The organism is Clostridium kluyveri DSM 555, from assembly GCF_000016505.1.
GTDB lineage: Bacteria > Bacillota > Clostridia > Clostridiales > Clostridiaceae > Clostridium_B > Clostridium_B kluyveri.
Window position 1 is genome coordinate 599,128 of record NC_009706.1, and the last position, 16,504, is coordinate 615,631.

General features: G+C 31.2%; 19 protein-coding genes. 11 read left to right on the forward strand and 8 right to left on the reverse strand.

Annotation, left to right across the window (positions count from 1 at the left end):
* Positions 1–133: 133 nt before the first annotated feature.
* The 3 genes from trpS to CKL_RS03000 all read left to right on the forward strand — a co-directional run bounded on the left by trpS (position 134) and on the right by CKL_RS03000 (position 2,342).
* Positions 134–1,159 carry a tryptophan--tRNA ligase gene (trpS, locus tag CKL_RS02995; RefSeq protein WP_011989179.1) on the forward strand — a complete coding sequence of 342 codons (1,026 nt, stop codon included), beginning with the start codon at positions 134–136 and terminating at the stop codon, positions 1,157–1,159.
* A gap of 255 nt (positions 1,160–1,414) precedes the next feature.
* Positions 1,415–1,633 (forward strand): hypothetical protein, encoded by a 219-nt coding sequence (locus tag CKL_RS19685; RefSeq protein ID WP_155814018.1) that lies wholly within the window; start codon positions 1,415–1,417, stop codon positions 1,631–1,633.
* The gene (locus CKL_RS03000) at positions 1,611–2,342 is read left to right on the forward strand and encodes a serine/threonine protein kinase (RefSeq protein WP_011989181.1); all 732 of its coding nucleotides are present in this window, start codon (positions 1,611–1,613) and stop codon (positions 2,340–2,342) included. Before CKL_RS19685 ends, CKL_RS03000 begins: the two co-directional genes overlap by 23 nt.
* A 133-nt stretch (positions 2,343–2,475) precedes the next feature.
* Here the strand turns inward: CKL_RS03000 and CKL_RS03005 are convergent, their stop codons facing one another.
* Entirely contained in the window at positions 2,476–3,864 is a 1,389-nt protein-coding gene (locus CKL_RS03005) for a radical SAM protein (RefSeq protein ID WP_011989182.1), read from the reverse strand.
* An 807-nt stretch (positions 3,865–4,671) separates the two neighbouring features.
* Here CKL_RS03005 and CKL_RS03010 point away from each other — a divergent pair.
* From CKL_RS03010 to CKL_RS03020, 3 genes are all read left to right on the forward strand, one after another.
* The gene (locus CKL_RS03010; RefSeq protein ID WP_011989183.1) at positions 4,672–5,193 is read left to right on the forward strand and encodes an HD domain-containing protein; all 522 of its coding nucleotides are present in this window, start codon (positions 4,672–4,674) and stop codon (positions 5,191–5,193) included.
* Positions 5,194–5,431: 238 nt separating this feature from the next.
* Positions 5,432–6,091 carry a helix-turn-helix transcriptional regulator gene (locus CKL_RS03015; protein WP_011989184.1) on the forward strand — a complete coding sequence of 220 codons (660 nt, stop codon included), beginning with the start codon at positions 5,432–5,434 and terminating at the stop codon, positions 6,089–6,091.
* 54 nt (positions 6,092–6,145) lie between these two features.
* Complete coding sequence (locus CKL_RS03020; protein WP_012620182.1) at positions 6,146–7,414, forward strand: L-cysteine desulfidase family protein; 1,269 nt, start codon at positions 6,146–6,148, stop codon at positions 7,412–7,414.
* Between the two features lie 67 nt (positions 7,415–7,481).
* On the opposite strand, the gene CKL_RS03025 is transcribed toward CKL_RS03020, so the two are convergent.
* The 7 genes from CKL_RS03025 to CKL_RS03055 form a co-directional block, all read right to left on the reverse strand.
* Positions 7,482–8,348 (reverse strand): diguanylate cyclase, encoded by an 867-nt coding sequence (locus tag CKL_RS03025; protein WP_011989186.1) that lies wholly within the window; start codon positions 8,346–8,348, stop codon positions 7,482–7,484.
* Positions 8,345–8,695 carry a hypothetical protein gene (locus CKL_RS03030; protein WP_011989187.1) on the reverse strand — a complete coding sequence of 117 codons (351 nt, stop codon included), beginning with the start codon at positions 8,693–8,695 and terminating at the stop codon, positions 8,345–8,347. The genes CKL_RS03025 and CKL_RS03030 overlap by 4 nt, the downstream gene beginning before the upstream one ends.
* Positions 8,696–8,969: 274 nt before the next feature.
* Positions 8,970–9,767: an ABC transporter ATP-binding protein gene (locus CKL_RS03035; RefSeq protein ID WP_011989188.1), complete on the reverse strand. Its 798-nt coding sequence runs from the start codon at positions 9,765–9,767 to the stop codon at positions 8,970–8,972.
* Positions 9,742–10,632 carry an ABC transporter permease gene (locus CKL_RS03040; RefSeq protein ID WP_011989189.1) on the reverse strand — a complete coding sequence of 297 codons (891 nt, stop codon included), beginning with the start codon at positions 10,630–10,632 and terminating at the stop codon, positions 9,742–9,744. Before CKL_RS03040 ends, CKL_RS03035 begins: the two co-directional genes overlap by 26 nt.
* Positions 10,632–11,651 (reverse strand): ABC transporter substrate-binding protein, encoded by a 1,020-nt coding sequence (locus CKL_RS03045; RefSeq protein ID WP_011989190.1) that lies wholly within the window; start codon positions 11,649–11,651, stop codon positions 10,632–10,634. The genes CKL_RS03040 and CKL_RS03045 overlap by 1 nt, the downstream gene beginning before the upstream one ends.
* A 356-nt stretch (positions 11,652–12,007) precedes the next feature.
* Entirely contained in the window at positions 12,008–12,424 is a 417-nt protein-coding gene (locus CKL_RS03050) for a HutP family protein (RefSeq protein WP_011989191.1), read from the reverse strand.
* A 33-nt stretch (positions 12,425–12,457) separates the two neighbouring features.
* Positions 12,458–13,033 (reverse strand): class I SAM-dependent methyltransferase, encoded by a 576-nt coding sequence (locus tag CKL_RS03055; protein WP_011989192.1) that lies wholly within the window; start codon positions 13,031–13,033, stop codon positions 12,458–12,460.
* Between the two features lie 182 nt (positions 13,034–13,215).
* On the opposite strand from CKL_RS03055, the gene CKL_RS03060 reads away from it, so the two are divergent.
* Genes CKL_RS03060 through CKL_RS03080 form a run of 5 tightly spaced genes read left to right on the forward strand, consistent with a single transcriptional unit; the run spans position 13,216 to position 16,488 of the window.
* Complete coding sequence (locus tag CKL_RS03060; RefSeq protein WP_011989193.1) at positions 13,216–14,052, forward strand: Mrp/NBP35 family ATP-binding protein; 837 nt, start codon at positions 13,216–13,218, stop codon at positions 14,050–14,052.
* Positions 14,049–14,408: a NifB/NifX family molybdenum-iron cluster-binding protein gene (locus CKL_RS03065; RefSeq protein ID WP_011989194.1), complete on the forward strand. Its 360-nt coding sequence runs from the start codon at positions 14,049–14,051 to the stop codon at positions 14,406–14,408. The genes CKL_RS03060 and CKL_RS03065 overlap by 4 nt, the downstream gene beginning before the upstream one ends.
* A 25-nt stretch (positions 14,409–14,433) precedes the next feature.
* A complete protein-coding gene (locus CKL_RS03070) occupies positions 14,434–15,264 on the forward strand; it encodes a P-loop NTPase (RefSeq protein WP_011989195.1) in 831 nt (276 codons plus the stop codon).
* Complete coding sequence (locus tag CKL_RS03075) at positions 15,255–16,154, forward strand: ATP-binding protein (protein ID WP_011989196.1); 900 nt, start codon at positions 15,255–15,257, stop codon at positions 16,152–16,154. The genes CKL_RS03070 and CKL_RS03075 overlap by 10 nt, the downstream gene beginning before the upstream one ends.
* On the forward strand, positions 16,129–16,488 hold the full coding sequence (locus CKL_RS03080) for a C-GCAxxG-C-C family (seleno)protein (protein WP_011989197.1): 360 nt from the start codon (positions 16,129–16,131) through the stop codon (positions 16,486–16,488). Before CKL_RS03075 ends, CKL_RS03080 begins: the two co-directional genes overlap by 26 nt.
* The last annotated feature ends 16 nt before the right edge of the window (positions 16,489–16,504 follow it).

Consider the following 16,504-nt stretch of genomic DNA (forward strand, 5'->3'; position numbering starts at 1 on the left):
CAATATATGATGATATTTAGTGAAATTTAAATCTTTTGGGATTTAGGTGATACAGTGCCAGTAATACCCTATGATTGTGTATCATAGGGATTTTTCATACATTAGATGTTGAAACATGGAGGTAATGGAAATTATGGAAGAGAAAAAAAAAGTAATATTTAGCGGAATTCAGCCTTCGGGAAATTTAACCATAGGTAATTATTTAGGGGCTTTGAAAAATTGGGTAAAGCTTCAGGATGAATATGATTGTTATTTTTGTGTAGTAGATTTACATGCAATAACCGTAAAACAAGAACCAAAGGATTTAAGGAGGAGAACTCTTGAAGTATTGGCTATATATCTGGCAGCAGGGATAAATCCAGATAAGAATACCATATTTATTCAATCTCATGTACCAACACATAGTGAAGCGACTTGGATTTTGAATTGTTTTACTTATGTAGGGGAACTTGAAAGAATGACTCAGTATAAGAGTAAATCTCAAAACTCTGGGGGAGGAGAATCTGTACGTGCAGGACTTCTTAATTATCCTGTGTTAATGGCTGCAGATATTCTGCTCTATAATACAGATCTTGTTCCTGTGGGAAAGGATCAAACGCAGCATATTGAACTTACAAGAGATATAGCAGAAAGATTCAATAATCTGTATAGTCCTACATTTAATATACCAGAGGGATATATACCAGAAGATGGTGCGAAAATAATGGATTTACAAAATCCTACAAAGAAAATGTCTAAATCCTCGGATAATCCAAATAGCTATATATTAATTATGGATAGTCCTGAAATTATAAGAAAAAAAATTAATAGATGTGTTACAGATAGTATTGGAAAGGTAAAATATAGTGATGATCAGCCTGGAATAAAAAATCTTATAACCATATTAAGTGCGATAACTGGAATAACTCATGAAGAAATAGAGAAAAAATATGAGGGAAAAGGATATGCACAGTTTAAAAGTGATACCGCAGAAGCTATAATAAACGAACTTAGACCTCTTCAAGAAAGAGTAAATGATTTGCTTAAAGATAAAAAGTATTTAGAGAATATATATAAAAGAGGAGCAGAAAAAGCATACTATGTATCCAGTAAAATATTGAGAAAGATGCAAAAGAAAATAGGGTGTATACCTGTATCAAGATCAAGTGAATCTTATTAACAATATTCTTAGTGTTTTTAGCACTTAGAATACGTTATCCTTTAGGGGAAGAACTCATCCAAGTTTATACCACTTAATGCTGGCTTTCGGATAAGTGTGCTTGTTTTAAATATTGACATATATAAAGGAATAGCATACTATAAAAATACAAAAAATATTTTTAATTGACAGTTTAGTTAAAAATATATTTAAAAATAGTTTGAAAAGAGGTGTATATAGTGAGTTTTCTTTCAAGATCATCAAAAAAAAGAAAATATGCAAATAATCACCAGGGAAGTAGATACTATAAAAGAGAGGGCTTTTTTAGTCGTATATTCAGGATGTTTGGTTCATATTCTAATTCACATAGAAGATATAAAAAATATTATTCGTACAGTCCAGATGAAAGATACCATTACGATGAAAGAAGGTATCCACCTAGAGAATATCGTAGGAAAAGACATAAAAGCTCGTGGTCTTAATTCCTATTTTTAGACAAAGAATATATCCACCAGACTATTTGGTTGGCAAATACAAAATTATAAAGTTATTGGGTGAAGGACGGTTTGGTATATGCTACTTAGTTCATGCACATGCCAGAACGTATATATTTAAACAAATTAAACCTAGAATTATGAAAAAATATAAAGATAAAATTATATTTGAACAACAAATACTTTCAAATATTGATTATCCTTTAATTCCTAAAATAATTGATGTAATAAATACAGATAATATATATGGATATATTTTAGAATATAAAAAAGGCAGTACATTGGAACAGAGGATTTTTGGAGATAATCACCAATTTAAATCTTTTGAGATTTATACCATAGCAAGTAAACTCATAAAAATAATAAAATATCTCCATAAAAAAAATATTGTGCATAGAGATATAAGATTGCCTAATGTAATTGTTAATCAAAACGATGTTTATCTTATCGATTTTGGACTTGCAAGACCCATAGATAACGAAAAGTATGTATACTGTGAGGATTTTTCATATTTAGGTCATTTACTTATTCATCTATACTATTCTTCTTTCAAGAAAACTAGCAGAAAATCAAGGCCATGGTATAATGAACTTGGATTATCATCCGAAGAACTAAATTTTTTAAAAAAGCTGCTGGGATTAAATGATGTTTATAAAAATATCTTTAACCTAGAAGAAGATTTTTTGAAATTGAAGATAACCCAATTATAATATCTTGGTGGGTAAAAATAAGTAGAAGATCAAATATCTAGTATGAAACAAGTTTCCTGATGAAATGATATTTGTCAATTTGTGATTTTGATCTTCCACTTTTCTTACGATTACCTTTTTATAATTATTATGGTTAACCTTTTGACATGTTATAGTTACCGTTATTATTAAAATCTTCTTTAAATGCTTGCTCTGCAGCAGGCTTAAATTCTTCAGACAGCTTATCTAATTTTTCCATAAATTCTTTATCCTTAATCATCAATTCTGCGCTAGGATGAGTAGCATAAGCACCTGTTTCCTTTACAATATCTCGAATGTTCTGAGGATTATCAATCATAGGGCATGGCATTAATAAGTTTTTGTTATAGGGCTGTCTGTTTCTCAAGTTTTTAAAATAAGATGATTTAAATGCCTCCATGAGGGGCTTGTTTTTAACATTTACTGTAGCAAAGTGAGAAAATATACATGGTTCTACATCTTCTTTTGAGTTTATGTGACAATAATATTTACCGGCAATGCAACCTCCTACATAAGGAGCATCATTAAAGAAGTCAATTGTAAATATTTCCTTTGTAGTTCTGATTTTTCTACTTTTTCTTCCAAGTTCTATTCTCTCGTTTGGAGAAAGCATATAATCCATTTCTTTCACTGGATCATCTCCAACAGGCATAAACATAAAGTACCAGATCATTTTGCATCCCTTGTCAATAAGCATATCTATAAATTTTTCTGAAGTAACAACATCAACATTGCTATTAGATGTAGCTGAGGAAGCTCCAAAAAGTATTCCTCTTTCATTTAACATCTCCATACCTTTTATAACAGAATTAAAAATTCCATCTCCCCGCCTTGAGTCCGTTTCGTTTTGCCATCCTTCGATTGACAGCATTGGCATTACATTGCCTAGTTCAGCTAATTTATCAGCTAATTTTTCATTAAATAGAGTACCATTGGTAAATGGGGTAAAGTACATATCATTGTATTTTTTATAAATATCCAACATGTATTCATTGAAGAAGGGTTCTCCACCTAAAATAATTACATAGTATATCCCCGCATCTCTAGCTTCTTTAATAAGTCTATCTACTTCTTCATAAGGAATATCATCTTTTTTATTATAATTTGCAGCATAACATCCAGTGCATCTTAGGTTGCATCTCATTGAAGGACTAATAAGTAGTACAAAGGGAATCTTTGTATCATTTTTTATACCTATTTTCTCTCTTTTAGCAACTCCATACCATATGGCATTACCAATAAAATTGGAATAGAATTTTTTCAGGCAATTTTTATTTGTATTTTTTAATATATTTTCAATATATCCTTTTACCGATGGCATGTCATTGTAGTATTTTTTTATACTTACAATCTTGCTCTTTGTAAATTCATCTCTGCTTGCTTTTTCGGCAATTTCAAACAATTTGTTCACATTTTTTTCTGGGTTTTTATCGATTATTTGAAATCCAGTTCTTATTATAGTTTCTTTTAATTTTCTTCTTAAATTGTCTAAATTAAGTTCCATATAAAAGTTCCTCCTTATAATTAAGTTATTCCTTAAATTTATCTCTTTTTTATGGAAAATTTATAATTTTTTAATATGAGTACCTTTATGTATAGATTTTAAGAAATATTCTATTAAATAAAGAAATAAAGTCCAAAGATGCATTATTTATTTTGAATAGAATATTTTAATTTATACAATAAATAATCAGGATGCTTAAATTAAAAGAGTTGTGACATAATAATTTTATTTAAGTATTATCATGTCAGAGCTTATCTAATAAATTATCAATAGGGCTTATAATATAGTGGTTTCATAGGAAATAGGTAGAAAAAATCATTTGTTTTAGTTAACTGTACTGAATCTAATAATCATTTGATAAATACAATTAATGCTGACATAATTTTTAAAGATACATAGGTGTAAACCTTTAAGATTTAAAACTGTATTTGGTATTCTGTTAGGGTAAATATATCCTATTTTATCATCTCCCTTGTTTAATATTCAGGATATAATTACTTTCTGTAATAAGATTATTATAAACCTATATATATATGGTTATCAACTTTTTTTATGTGAAGCATATCGCTTATAACGGCTCCATAACATGAGGATATGTATTGTATTTAAGTGTTTTAGGAAAGTTAATATAATAATTAACATTTATATTGTTGTATTTTTTTATAAATGAAGTAAAATCAATAATGTATGTTCTTAATTTTAATTAAGTTTCAGTGGTATACGCTGTTGGTTTTAAAAATTTAGAAAAATAAAAATAAATAAAAAGGAGAGGTTAAGTTTGTCTAAATTTTCTTAACCAAAATCATAGTGATTGAGTTAATAAAATCAGTTTGTAAATTGAAAGAATATGTAGAAGATTATGAGGGATATAGGAAATGTATTAGTGATTTAATTCAACATGAAGATGTGATTTCTATGAAAAATTTTATACAGCATGGTGATATAACTTGTCTTCAGCATAGTACCTATGTATCCTATATGAGCTATTTGGTTTGTAAAGATTTGGGTCTTGACTACAGTTCTGCTGCCAGAGGGGGATTGCTTCATGATTTTTTTCTATATGATTGGCATGTGAAAAGGTATGATAAGGGATTACATGGATTTACCCATCCCTATACCGCACTGGAGAATGCAAACAGGATTTTTCAGTTAAATGAGGTGGAAAAAGATATTATAGTAAAACATATGTGGCCATTAACATTAAAATTACCTAAGTATAAAGAATCTTTCATAGTGATGTTTGTAGATAAATATTGTGCATCTATGGAAATTATTAATTTTCATAGTAAAGATAATATTTACAGACTTATGAGTAAAATTTTATCATAACAGTATCAATAATAATTCCCCCAGTTTTTTTGGATTTAGATAAAGAAAAGCATTTTTATAGTAAATTTAACTTGAATTCAAAAATCACTTAATGGAAAGATTAATATTGCAAAGTAAGCAGTATGCTGATATACTAATAATTAATTATTATGATGATAAATAATTATCATATAACAGTAATAATATATTTCCCATAATGCTTAGGAGGATTCTAAGATAGCTTTGGGGTGAAAAAGGGGTGAGGGAAATCAATTCTTATCTTAAGAAATATGTATCACTGGTAAAGTTTTTAGGTGAAGTTTTAGGAGAAGATACAGAGGTTGTATTACATGATATAACAAATGTAGACAATTCAGTTGTGGCTATAAGTAATGGTCATATAAGTGGGAGAAGCATTGGGGCACCTGCTACAAATTTGGTATTAAAGATATTAAAGGACGGAAAATATAGTCATAAAGATTATATAACAAATTACAGAGGAATATCCTCCCAGGGAAATATACTAAGATCTTCTACCTATTTTATAAAAGATAATAATAAGGAAATCATTGGAATGCTCTGTATAAATATAAGTTTAGAAAGATTTAGAAAGTTAAGGGATTTTCTTGATGAATTTATATATATAAAAAATGATAGTTCAAAGGTAGAAGATGTAGAAAAGCTTGGACAATCTGTCGAAGGAATTGCCCTAGAGAGTATGCAGGAAATCATTAAAAGTACAGGAATACCTCCAGAGAGAATGTGTCAGGAGGAAAAAATTGAAGTTGTAAAAAAATTGAATGAAAGTGGAGTATTTTTACTTAAAGGGGCGGTAAGTGAAATTGCGGGACAATTAAAGTCCTCTGAAGCTACTATATACAGGTATTTAAATAGAATTAAAAAGGATGTAGATTCTTAAAAGATATATTTTTATTAGGATAAGATAAAACAATTATGAAAGGAAAGTGTTGTTATGTATGAGGGAATGATTAGGTTGTTGCACAAAGAGGTAGTACTTGCTCTTGGATGTACAGAACCTGTAGCAGTGGCTCTTGCAGCTGCAAAGTGTAAGGAGACTTTAGGCAAGATTCCTGAGACAATAGAAATATTGGCAAGTACTAACATACTTAAAAATGGAATGGGTGTTGGAATACCAGGGACAGGCATGGTTGGACTTCATATTGCAGCAGCACTCGGCGTTACTGGAGGGAATTCCCATAAACTATTAGAAGTACTTTCGGATATTAAATCAGAAGATGTTAAAGCAGCAAAAAGGATGATTGATGAGAAAAGAGTAGGTATTAAACATAAAGATGCATCAGAAAAGCTTTATATTGAAGCTGTATGTAAATATAATGATGAATACTCAAGGGTAATCATAAGCGGCAGTCATACTAATATAGTTCTAGTTGAGAGCAATGGAGAAAAAATATCGGAAGAAAATGGACAAGATATTTTAGAATATAAAGAGATAAAAAATGAAAAAATTACTGTGGATTACATATATAAGTTTATAAATGAAATTTCTACTGATGAAATTATATTTTTGCTTCACGGGGCGCTTATAAATAAAAAGTTATCGGATGAAGCTTTAGCTAATCATTATGGTTTGGGTGTGGGAAAAAATCTTTATGAAAATGTAAAGTATGGACGAATTGAAGATAGTATGGAAGTACGGGCCAAATATACCACTGCAGCAGCAGTAGATGCAAGAATGGCAGGATGTTCTCTCCCTGTAATGACTAACTCTGGTAGTGGGAATCAGGGTATTACAGTTTCTATGCCAGTTTTAGCAGCAGCTGAAAAATTGAAAATTCCACAGGAAAAGTTAATAAGAGCTCTTGCACTTAGTAATTTAATTGCCATACATATTAAAAGTAATTTGGGAAGGTTATCCGCATTATGTGGCTGTGTAGTTGCTTCTACTGGTGCCTGTTGTGGTATAACCTATATTTTCGGGGGTAAACTTGAGAATATAAAATATGCTATTAAAAATATGATTGGAGATATATCGGGTATGGTATGTGATGGTGCAAAATGCGGATGTGCACTTAAGGTATCTACAGGCGTCAGCGCAGCGGTTCAAGCAGCCATGCTGGCGCTGAGCAATGTAGAAATATCACAAAATGATGGTATAATTGATAAGGATGTAGAAAAGACTATAAAAAATTTATGTGAGCTTGATACAAAGGGATTGAAAGAAGCAGATGATGTAATATTAAATATTATGACCTGCAAGTAAACTTTAATTAAATGATGCATAATTTTAGAAGCTGCCAATAAAGGTTATCGGCAGCTTTTTATATAATTTATGCAATTGCATTTATATCCAAATTACCAGTGATAATTGGAGTATTGGTGCTTTGTTTTGCTTTTGTAGACAATAAACTTGCTGTATTTACTAGTTTGTTTATTATGTCTAAACTATCGGTTATTTTACTACAATTATGTATATCACAACTTGCAATGCCAATGGATGCAGAAACTCGTATATTATTTGGGAATTCATATGAATCAATAATATTTAATATGTCTTGGGAAATTAATTTACTTTTATTTATGCAATATGGAGTCAATATGGCAAATTCATCTCCTGCATATCTACACAGACAACAGTCCGTTGGAATGCTTTTTTTCAATATGGCACCTACATTTTTCAATATAATGTCTCCATTTATGTGACCATATTTTTTATCGATGAGGCCAAAGTTATCTAAATCTAAAAATATAATGGTTGTATTTTGTTTGTTTTCTATAAATTTATGTGCATTGTAAAACATATAATCACTTTTATAAAGTCCAGTGAGTAAGTCGATATGTTTGCTGAATTCCACATTTAGGCTTGTCCTTGATATGTATCCCATAATATCATCATCATTTTCTAAAAGTATGATATTAATATCTTTATTTGAATCGAAAACTTCTTTAATATTCCAAATATGGATGTGGCAATTAATGCAAATATATCTGTCAGACATAATATCTGCCAGTATCCTATTTGGGTGCGCTCTGACTAATTCTTTTTTAGTAACTATACCCATTAAGTCTTTATTTTCATACACTATGAAACAGTCTATATCATCTTCACAAAAAATATTTTGGATTCTCCTTACTCCATCTAGAATGTCTACCTTCATGAAATTTTTTTCTGCTATGTTAATAGCCTTTTTATTCATAAATCTACAGATTTACTAACATGTAAAATAATATCAACCTGTGCCTTTACAATAATTGATTCGTTAGCAATCTTTCCTCCTTCCTCCATTATTATGGGAATAAGTTTATCCTCTGAAAGCATATTTAATAGAGATTTTCTAACTACAATTGCTTCGATATAATCATGTTTGATTTTTATTATGTCATATTGTTCTGGAGATAATACGTCTACCATCCTTCTTGCAGCTTCAGGTCCAATTGGGGCATGTTTGCCTACTATTAGTATATCCTGCATTGGAGGCATTTCAAATTCCGAAAAATGCATATTTATCTCTGCTCTTTTTGTTCCTTCTATTTTACTTTTCATTATCTTGCCACCTTCTACATAATTCACATATTATGTTATCATATTTTGTCTAATTTTTCTATTATATGTATTATATTTTAAGTGAAATTATTTAAAAAATTTTGATGAAACAATTTCCTCATGTATCTATTATGTGAAAGTTGGTCATTTATTATTAATGGAAAAATAAAGTGAGTATAAATAAAACTATGCCTGAACCTGAGAATTATTTTATTAAAAAGGTCATGATTAAAGGTGGTATAACCTTTATTTCATGACCTTTTTTCTTACCATTTTAGGAAAATAAAACTCTGTCACTTAATCCTTCCTGTTTTCCCTGAACTCTTTCAAAGGATTTAAGTAGTTTATCTATGGTTAATTTGCTTTTTTCTTCTCCTCTTACGTCCATAACTATCTTGCCCTCGTGCATCATAAATAGTCTGTTTCCTAAGGTTATGGCATGATTTAAGTTGTGGGTAACCATGAGGGTAGTTATTTTATTTTCCACTATTATTTTATCTGTAATTTCTATTATACGTTCTGAGGTTTTAGGATCCAGAGCTGCTATATGCTCATCTAAAAGCAATAGTTTGGGCTTGCACATTACTGCCATTATTAAAGATAAAGCTTGTCTTTGCCCGCCAGATAAAAGATTTACTTTGGTATTAAGTTTATCTTCCAATCCAAGATTTATCTGAGACAGCATTTCAATGAAAAGCTTAGTATTGTTTTTATTTACACACATTGTGAGTCCATACCTTTTTCCTTTATTGTAGGCTATAGACATATTTTCTAGTATAGTCATGTTGGGTGAAACGCCTTTTGAGGGATCCTGAAATACTCTTCCTATATTTCTGGTTCTTTTATATTCAGGAAGCTTGCTTATTTCTTCACCATTTAATATTATAGAACCTTTATCGGCACTTAAAGTGCCGCATATTAAATTGAGCAGAGTTGATTTTCCAGCACCGTTACTGCCTATTATGGTGACAAAATCACCTTCCTCTACTGTTAAAGATAAATTGTCATATAATATATTTTCATTTAAAGTATTCTTATTAAATACTTTATGCAGTCTTTGTATCTTTAACATAGGACTCACCTCCAAGATTATGTTTCTTGGTTTTGAAACTTAATTTTTTTCCATTTAAGGATAGAGCCAGAATTACTATTAAGGCAGTTACCAATTTTAAATCATTAGACTGGAGGTTACACAAAAGTGCCAATGCTATTGCACCCTTATATAATATAGAACCCAGTAGTGCTGTAGTAGTGGATTTTAATAACTTTATTCTTCCAAATACAGATTCTCCCAGTATAACTGCTGCAAGACCCATTACTACAGTTCCAGTTCCCATTCCCACATCGGAAAAGCCTTGATATTGGGCCATCATTGAACCAGATAAAGCTACTAGTCCATTTGAAATGGCAAGTCCGATTAATTTTATGTTATCTTTATTAAGACTAAGAGAAGTTACCAATTGCTCATTATCGCCTACAGCTTTTAATGCAAATCCCATTTTAGTTTTTAAAAATAAATCCAAAAGTACCTTTACTATAACCATAATAATAAACAGCATCAATAGAAGATTTATATTATTTGAAAATATGGTTTTTTGCCCAAATAAGGCCACATTAGATTTTGTCATTATCCTTAAATTTATAGAATATAGACCTATCATTACTAAAATACCAGACAAAAGGTTGCTTATTTTTAATTTTACATGAAGAATTCCTGTAAAAATCCCCCCCACACATCCAGCACCAAAAGATAAAATAGATGCTGCAAATGGATTCATTCCTTTTACTATACATATAGCCGTTACAGCGGCACCTAGGGGAAAGGTACCATCTACAGACAAATCAGGAAAATCCAATATTCTAAAGGTTATATATACTCCAAAAGCTGCTATGGAGAATATAAGCCCCTGTTGTAATACACTTATCAGTATATCCACTAATTAACTCCTCCCTTTACTTTTTCAGCTTTGGAGTTTAAATCATCTGGAATAGTTATATTGAGCTTTTTAGCTGCATCTTCATTTATAACAAGCTGCATGTCCTTTAAAGTGGTAATAGAAAGTTCACTAGGTTTCTTACCGTTTATTATTTCTACAGCCATAAGACCTGTTTGGTAACCTAATTTAGTGTAATCAATGCCTGTAGTGGCAAGAGCACCACTAGTTACCTGTCCTTTTTCAGAGCCAATTACAGGTATATTTTTCTTGTAACATGTGTTTACTACGGTAGCTATAGATGAAACTACTGCATTATCTGTAGGTACATATAATGCATCAATTTTTCCAACTATGGAATCTAGAGATTGAGGAACTTCACTTACATTTGTAACTCCTGCTGTTACAATTTCCAATCCATAAGATGGAGCAGCTTTTTTAGCATTTTCCACCTGAATTTGTGAGTTGGTTTCACTGGTATTGTATACAATACCTAACTTTTTAGCATTAGGTACTAATTTCTTCAAAAGCTCAAATTGTTTTCCTATTGGTAGATCATCTGAAGTTCCTGTTACATTAGTTCCAGAGTTTTCAAGAGATTTTGCAATTCCTGCTTTAACCGGGTCTGTTACTGCGGTTATAAGTATAGGAATATCCTTGGTAGCATTATAAGCTGCTTGGGCAGAAGGAGTTGCTATTGCAAGGATCAAATCTTCTTTTTGTGACACAAAGTTTTGAGCTATGCTCTGAGTTGTAGGCATATCGCCCTGGGCATTTTGATAATTTATCTTAATGTTTTTACCATCTTCATATCCTTTAGCCTTTAATGCCTCTATAAAACCTTTTCTAGCGGAATCAAGAGCTGGGTGTTCCGTAACTTGGGTAATACCAATTTTAATTACTTCTTTGTTCTTAAGAGTTGATTTAGAACTGCTTGATGATGTTGTCCCACCACATCCTCCTAGAATTGATGCAGCCAATAAAAATACTGCAAGAAATGAAAGTTTTTTCTTTCCTACCATACTACTCATCCTCCAAAATAATATTTTATATTTGTATTTATATATTGAAGTGTATAGGATATATAGCAAAAATAAAAAAAAGTTCTGTGTCAGCAGAACTTTTAGATAACAGAAAAATTTTTTGTAACTTAAAATTTTTATATCTTTAGACTATATTATGTTCTACATAAACTACCAATTCTACTTAATCAAGTTCAATATAGTATTTTTTATTTTAAAATTACTATGTTATAGATTCTGCCATACTACATTATATTTTTATATAAAACTAGCCTACAATATATAAACATACGACATAATTATACTTTATATAGCATAGCTTGTCAAACACCATAAAATACACTTTTTGGAAGCTCTTATACAGGAATAGAACGATGTCCAAGTCCGATTACTACCTCATTTAAATGCAGCAATCCTATGCTCATGAATATACATACACTTATATGTTCCTTATTTCGTGCTATACCAATTTTACCTCCTACATTCAGTCCATTTGCTTTTTGAATAATTTGAAAGAGGGCCTCTCTTGTAGCACCTGCTATGGCACCGTCATGCACGTGATAATTTTCTCTTATAAGACCTCTCTTTTTAGATGCTACCAAGGCTCTTTCAATTATTTTTGGTATGCTATTATTGATGTTTCCTCCTATATCTACAGCGGCAGTTAAAATACCTTTATCTTCAAAAAACTTCTCCAATTTTTTTTCATTTTCCCTAGAGGAGATGGACATTTCGATAGAAGCTTTTGCTACATCGGTACTTTCTATAATCATATATTTCGCCTCCATAATTAATAATTAAATGAATTATTTTTGTGCTGTTAATCCATAAAAGTTTTCCCCTATATTTACAAGGGATATATTTGAAAATTTAATTTTATCTAATACCTTCATAAGATGAAATTTATCCAATCTATGTTCTAAAGGAGGGCCAAATTCTCCTTGAATTTTTTCCCATTCTATAATAGCTAGTCGTCCTTTGGGAGAGAGAATTCTTCTAATTTCATTTAAAAGTTTTTCTTTATCTAATGCCTCGTGAAGTACATTACTTATAAAGGCAAAAGATATTGTGTTGTCTTCCAATTTTAAATTATTTTCTGTTGTTAATAAAGTCTTTATATTAGACACAATGTTATACTTATTTATATTTATTTCAACTGCCTGAAGCATTTCGGGCAGAATATCCATTGCAAATATCTTTCCCATCTCTCCTACGATTTTACATGCTGGTATTGAGAAATATCCAATTCCACAGCCTATATCCGCCATTATATTGCCCTGTTGTAATCCAAGTTTTATAAGGGTTTCCTCAGGGGGAAGCAATCTCCTCCTGGTGGCATTATCCAGTTTATGTTTGTTCTTTGCATCAAATTTATGAGCCATAAGTTACAAAATCACCTCCCAATATATTATTAATGCTCTTTGCTTTTTAGTATTCTTTCTTTCATACATAATACTATATCAATAATTTATTTTCAATTTTTTTAAATTGGCATTTGACAATAACGATAAATAGTAGTATTATGAAAGTGGCAAATGCCAATATAAATACAGGAGATGATTTTGTGTCAGAGTGCAATTCATGCCCGTCAAATGGTGGGTGCAGCAAGGATAAGGAAAATTGTATGGTTAAAAACAATCCCTATAACAATGTAAAGAAAATTATTGGTGTTATGAGTGGCAAAGGGGGAGTAGGAAAATCATCAATTTCTGTTCTTATAGCCAGACACTTGAAAGAGATGGGATATAGCGTAGGAATTTTAGATGCAGATGTAACAGGACCAAGTATTCCTAATTTAATGGGTTTAAGAGGGAAGAAAGCAGAAACCAATGAAGAATTTATATTACCTGTAGAAACACAAAGTGGAATAAAAACCATATCATTAAATTTACTTTTACAAGATGAAAACCAACCGGTTATATGGAGGGGACCGCTAATATCTGGAGCAGTAAAACAATTTTGGACAGATGTAATATGGGGAGAACTTGATTATCTGGTAATTGACATGCCACCTGGAACAGCAGATGTTGCACTTACAGTAATGCAGTCTATTCCTATAAGTGGCTTAGTCATGGTATCTATACCGCAGGAGTTAGTCTCTATGATAGTTTCAAAGGCTGTGAATATGGCGAAAGCTATGAATATCAGTATTTTGGGAGTTATTGAAAATATGAGTTATATCACTTGTCCTGATTGCGGAAAGAAGATAAAATTTTTCAATGGGAAAAATACAGAGAAGTTTTTAAAAGAGATGAATTTGAAATTTTTAGGAGAGCTTCCTATGTTGAGCAGCGTAAGCAATTTGTCAGAGCAGGGAAGTGAGAGTATAGATGAGAGCCTTAAAAAGATTTTTAATCCTATCGTTACTAATATTATAAATAGTTTGGAGGAAAAAAGATGAAAATAGCAATTTCAGCACATGGGGTGGAGGCAGACAGTTTGTTGGATGTGAGATTTGGAAGATGTAAGTATTTTCAAATCCATGATACTGAAGGGGAAGAAATTAAGGTATTGGAAAATAAAGGTCAATTTTCGGGAGGTGGTGCTGGTATCGCAGCGGCACAACAAGTACTTGATGAAAATGTGGATGTTATAATTACCGGGAGTTTAGGACCTAATGCTTTTAAGATTGTTGATAAATCAGGAATTAAGGTTTATAAATGTGAAAGCATTGCTGTGAGTTCTGTTTTAGAAAAGTTTGAAAAAGGTGAACTTAAGGAATTGACACAATCAGGACCGGCGCATCATGGAATTTAGAATAGGATTTTAAGGAGGAAGTAACTTGAATATAGCAGTATTAAGTGGAAAAGGAGGTACAGGTAAAACTACTGTGTCTACAAATATTGCCCTTGCGTTAAAGGCAAATTATGTAGATTGTGATGTAGAAGAACCAAATGGATTTTTATTCTTGAAACCACATATTGAAAAAACAGAACAAGTTAAGGTAAAATATCCATTTATAGATGATGAAAAATGTATTTCCTGCGGCTTATGTGTGGAAGTCTGCGAATTTAATGCTCTTGCAAAGATTAAAGAGGATATTATATTATTTCAAAAGCTGTGTCATAGTTGTGAAGCCTGTAAAATTGTATGTAAGCAAGATGCCTTAAATTATAGGTATAGGAATACTGGTAAAATAGAAAAGGGTTATGCACAAAATATAAGATGTCTAAGAGGAGTACTTAATGTAGGAGAACCTATGGCAGTAGCTGTGATAAAAAAGCTTTTAGAAAATGTGCCACAGGGAGTAAATATAGTTGACTGTAGCCCAGGTACATCCTGTAATGTAGTAAATACTATGAGATATGCAAAAGGGGCAATACTCGTTACAGAGCCCACTGAATTTGGATTTCATGACCTTAAAATGGCTGTGGAAGTGGTAAAAATATTTGATATTCCTTTTGGAATAGTAATAAATAAAGATAATGGCGAAGAAAATATAATAAAAAAGTACTGTAGGGAAAAAAATATACCCTTAATAGGCAGTATTGCCTATAGTAAAAATATAGCTGAAATTTATTCAAGAGGAGAAATTCTATATAATAATCCAGAATACAAAAAGACCTTTGATGACATGGCAAAAAGTGTACTGGGGGTGCTAAAGTGGAATTAGTAGTATTAAGTGGAAAAGGAGGCACCGGAAAGACTACCATTGCAACAGCACTATCAGAACTTGCAAAAGATGTGGTCAGAATAGATTGTGATGTGGATGCCCCTAATTTATATCTTTTTTATAAGGGTGTGGATATAGAAAAAAAAAGTTTTTATGGCGGCAAAAAAGCAGTTATAAATGAGGAGTATTGTAATAAATGTGGAAAATGTGAAATTATATGTAAATTTAATGCCATCAAAAATTGTATGGTAGATGATTTTCTCTGTGAAGGCTGTGGGGCGTGTACTTTAGTATGTCCTGAAAAAGCAATTGAACTGGTGGAGGATAAGTCAGCTGAAACTTTTATTACAAGTACAGACAAAGGTATAATTTCCAGGGCACAGATGGATATAGGCAGCGATGGCTCAGGGAAGTTAGTTACCTTTTTAAGAAATAATGGAAAAAGGTTCAGTATGAAAGATGCACTAACAATTATTGATGCTTCTCCAGGAATAGGATGTGCTGTCATTTCATCTGTAACTGGCAGTGATGCAGTGTTGCTTGTTACCGAACCTACAAAATCTGGGCTTGAAGATTTGATGAGGGTGACTGCATTATGTATGAATTTTGGGGTATTTATTATGGTATGTATAAACAAATATGATATAAATCATGATATTACCATGGAAATAGAAAGATTTGTGATAGAAAAAGGATTGGCGTTAGTGGGGAAAATACCTTATGATGATACCGTAATAAAATCAATAAATGAGTTGAAATCAATTATATACTACGAAGATAGTGAGGCCTGTAGATCCGTTAAGGAAATGTGGGTTAACATAAAAAACATATTTACTAAAAATTTTAAAATGGAGGAATGTATAAATGAAAAAAGCAGTGGACTTTTATGAAGAAGGATATAATTGTGCAGAATCTATAATAAAGGTGGTAAATGAAGAAAAAAACTTAAATATCCCCGTATCAATAGCAAGTCCCTTTGGAAGGGGAATGACTGTGGGAAGCAGTTGTGGGGCGATAACAGGAGCACTTATGGCTTTAGGTGCGGTAAAAGGAAGAAAAGAAGCAGTGGAGCCTAATCAGTCAAGGGATTATACAAAAAAAATTATGGGCAAAATAAAGGAGAGATATGGAACATTTCAATGTGCAGAGTTGAAGAAAAAAGGTGTATCCTGTGCTGAAATAATTGAATATACTCATAATGTTTTAAAAGAATATCTAGATTAATTTTATAATAACACAT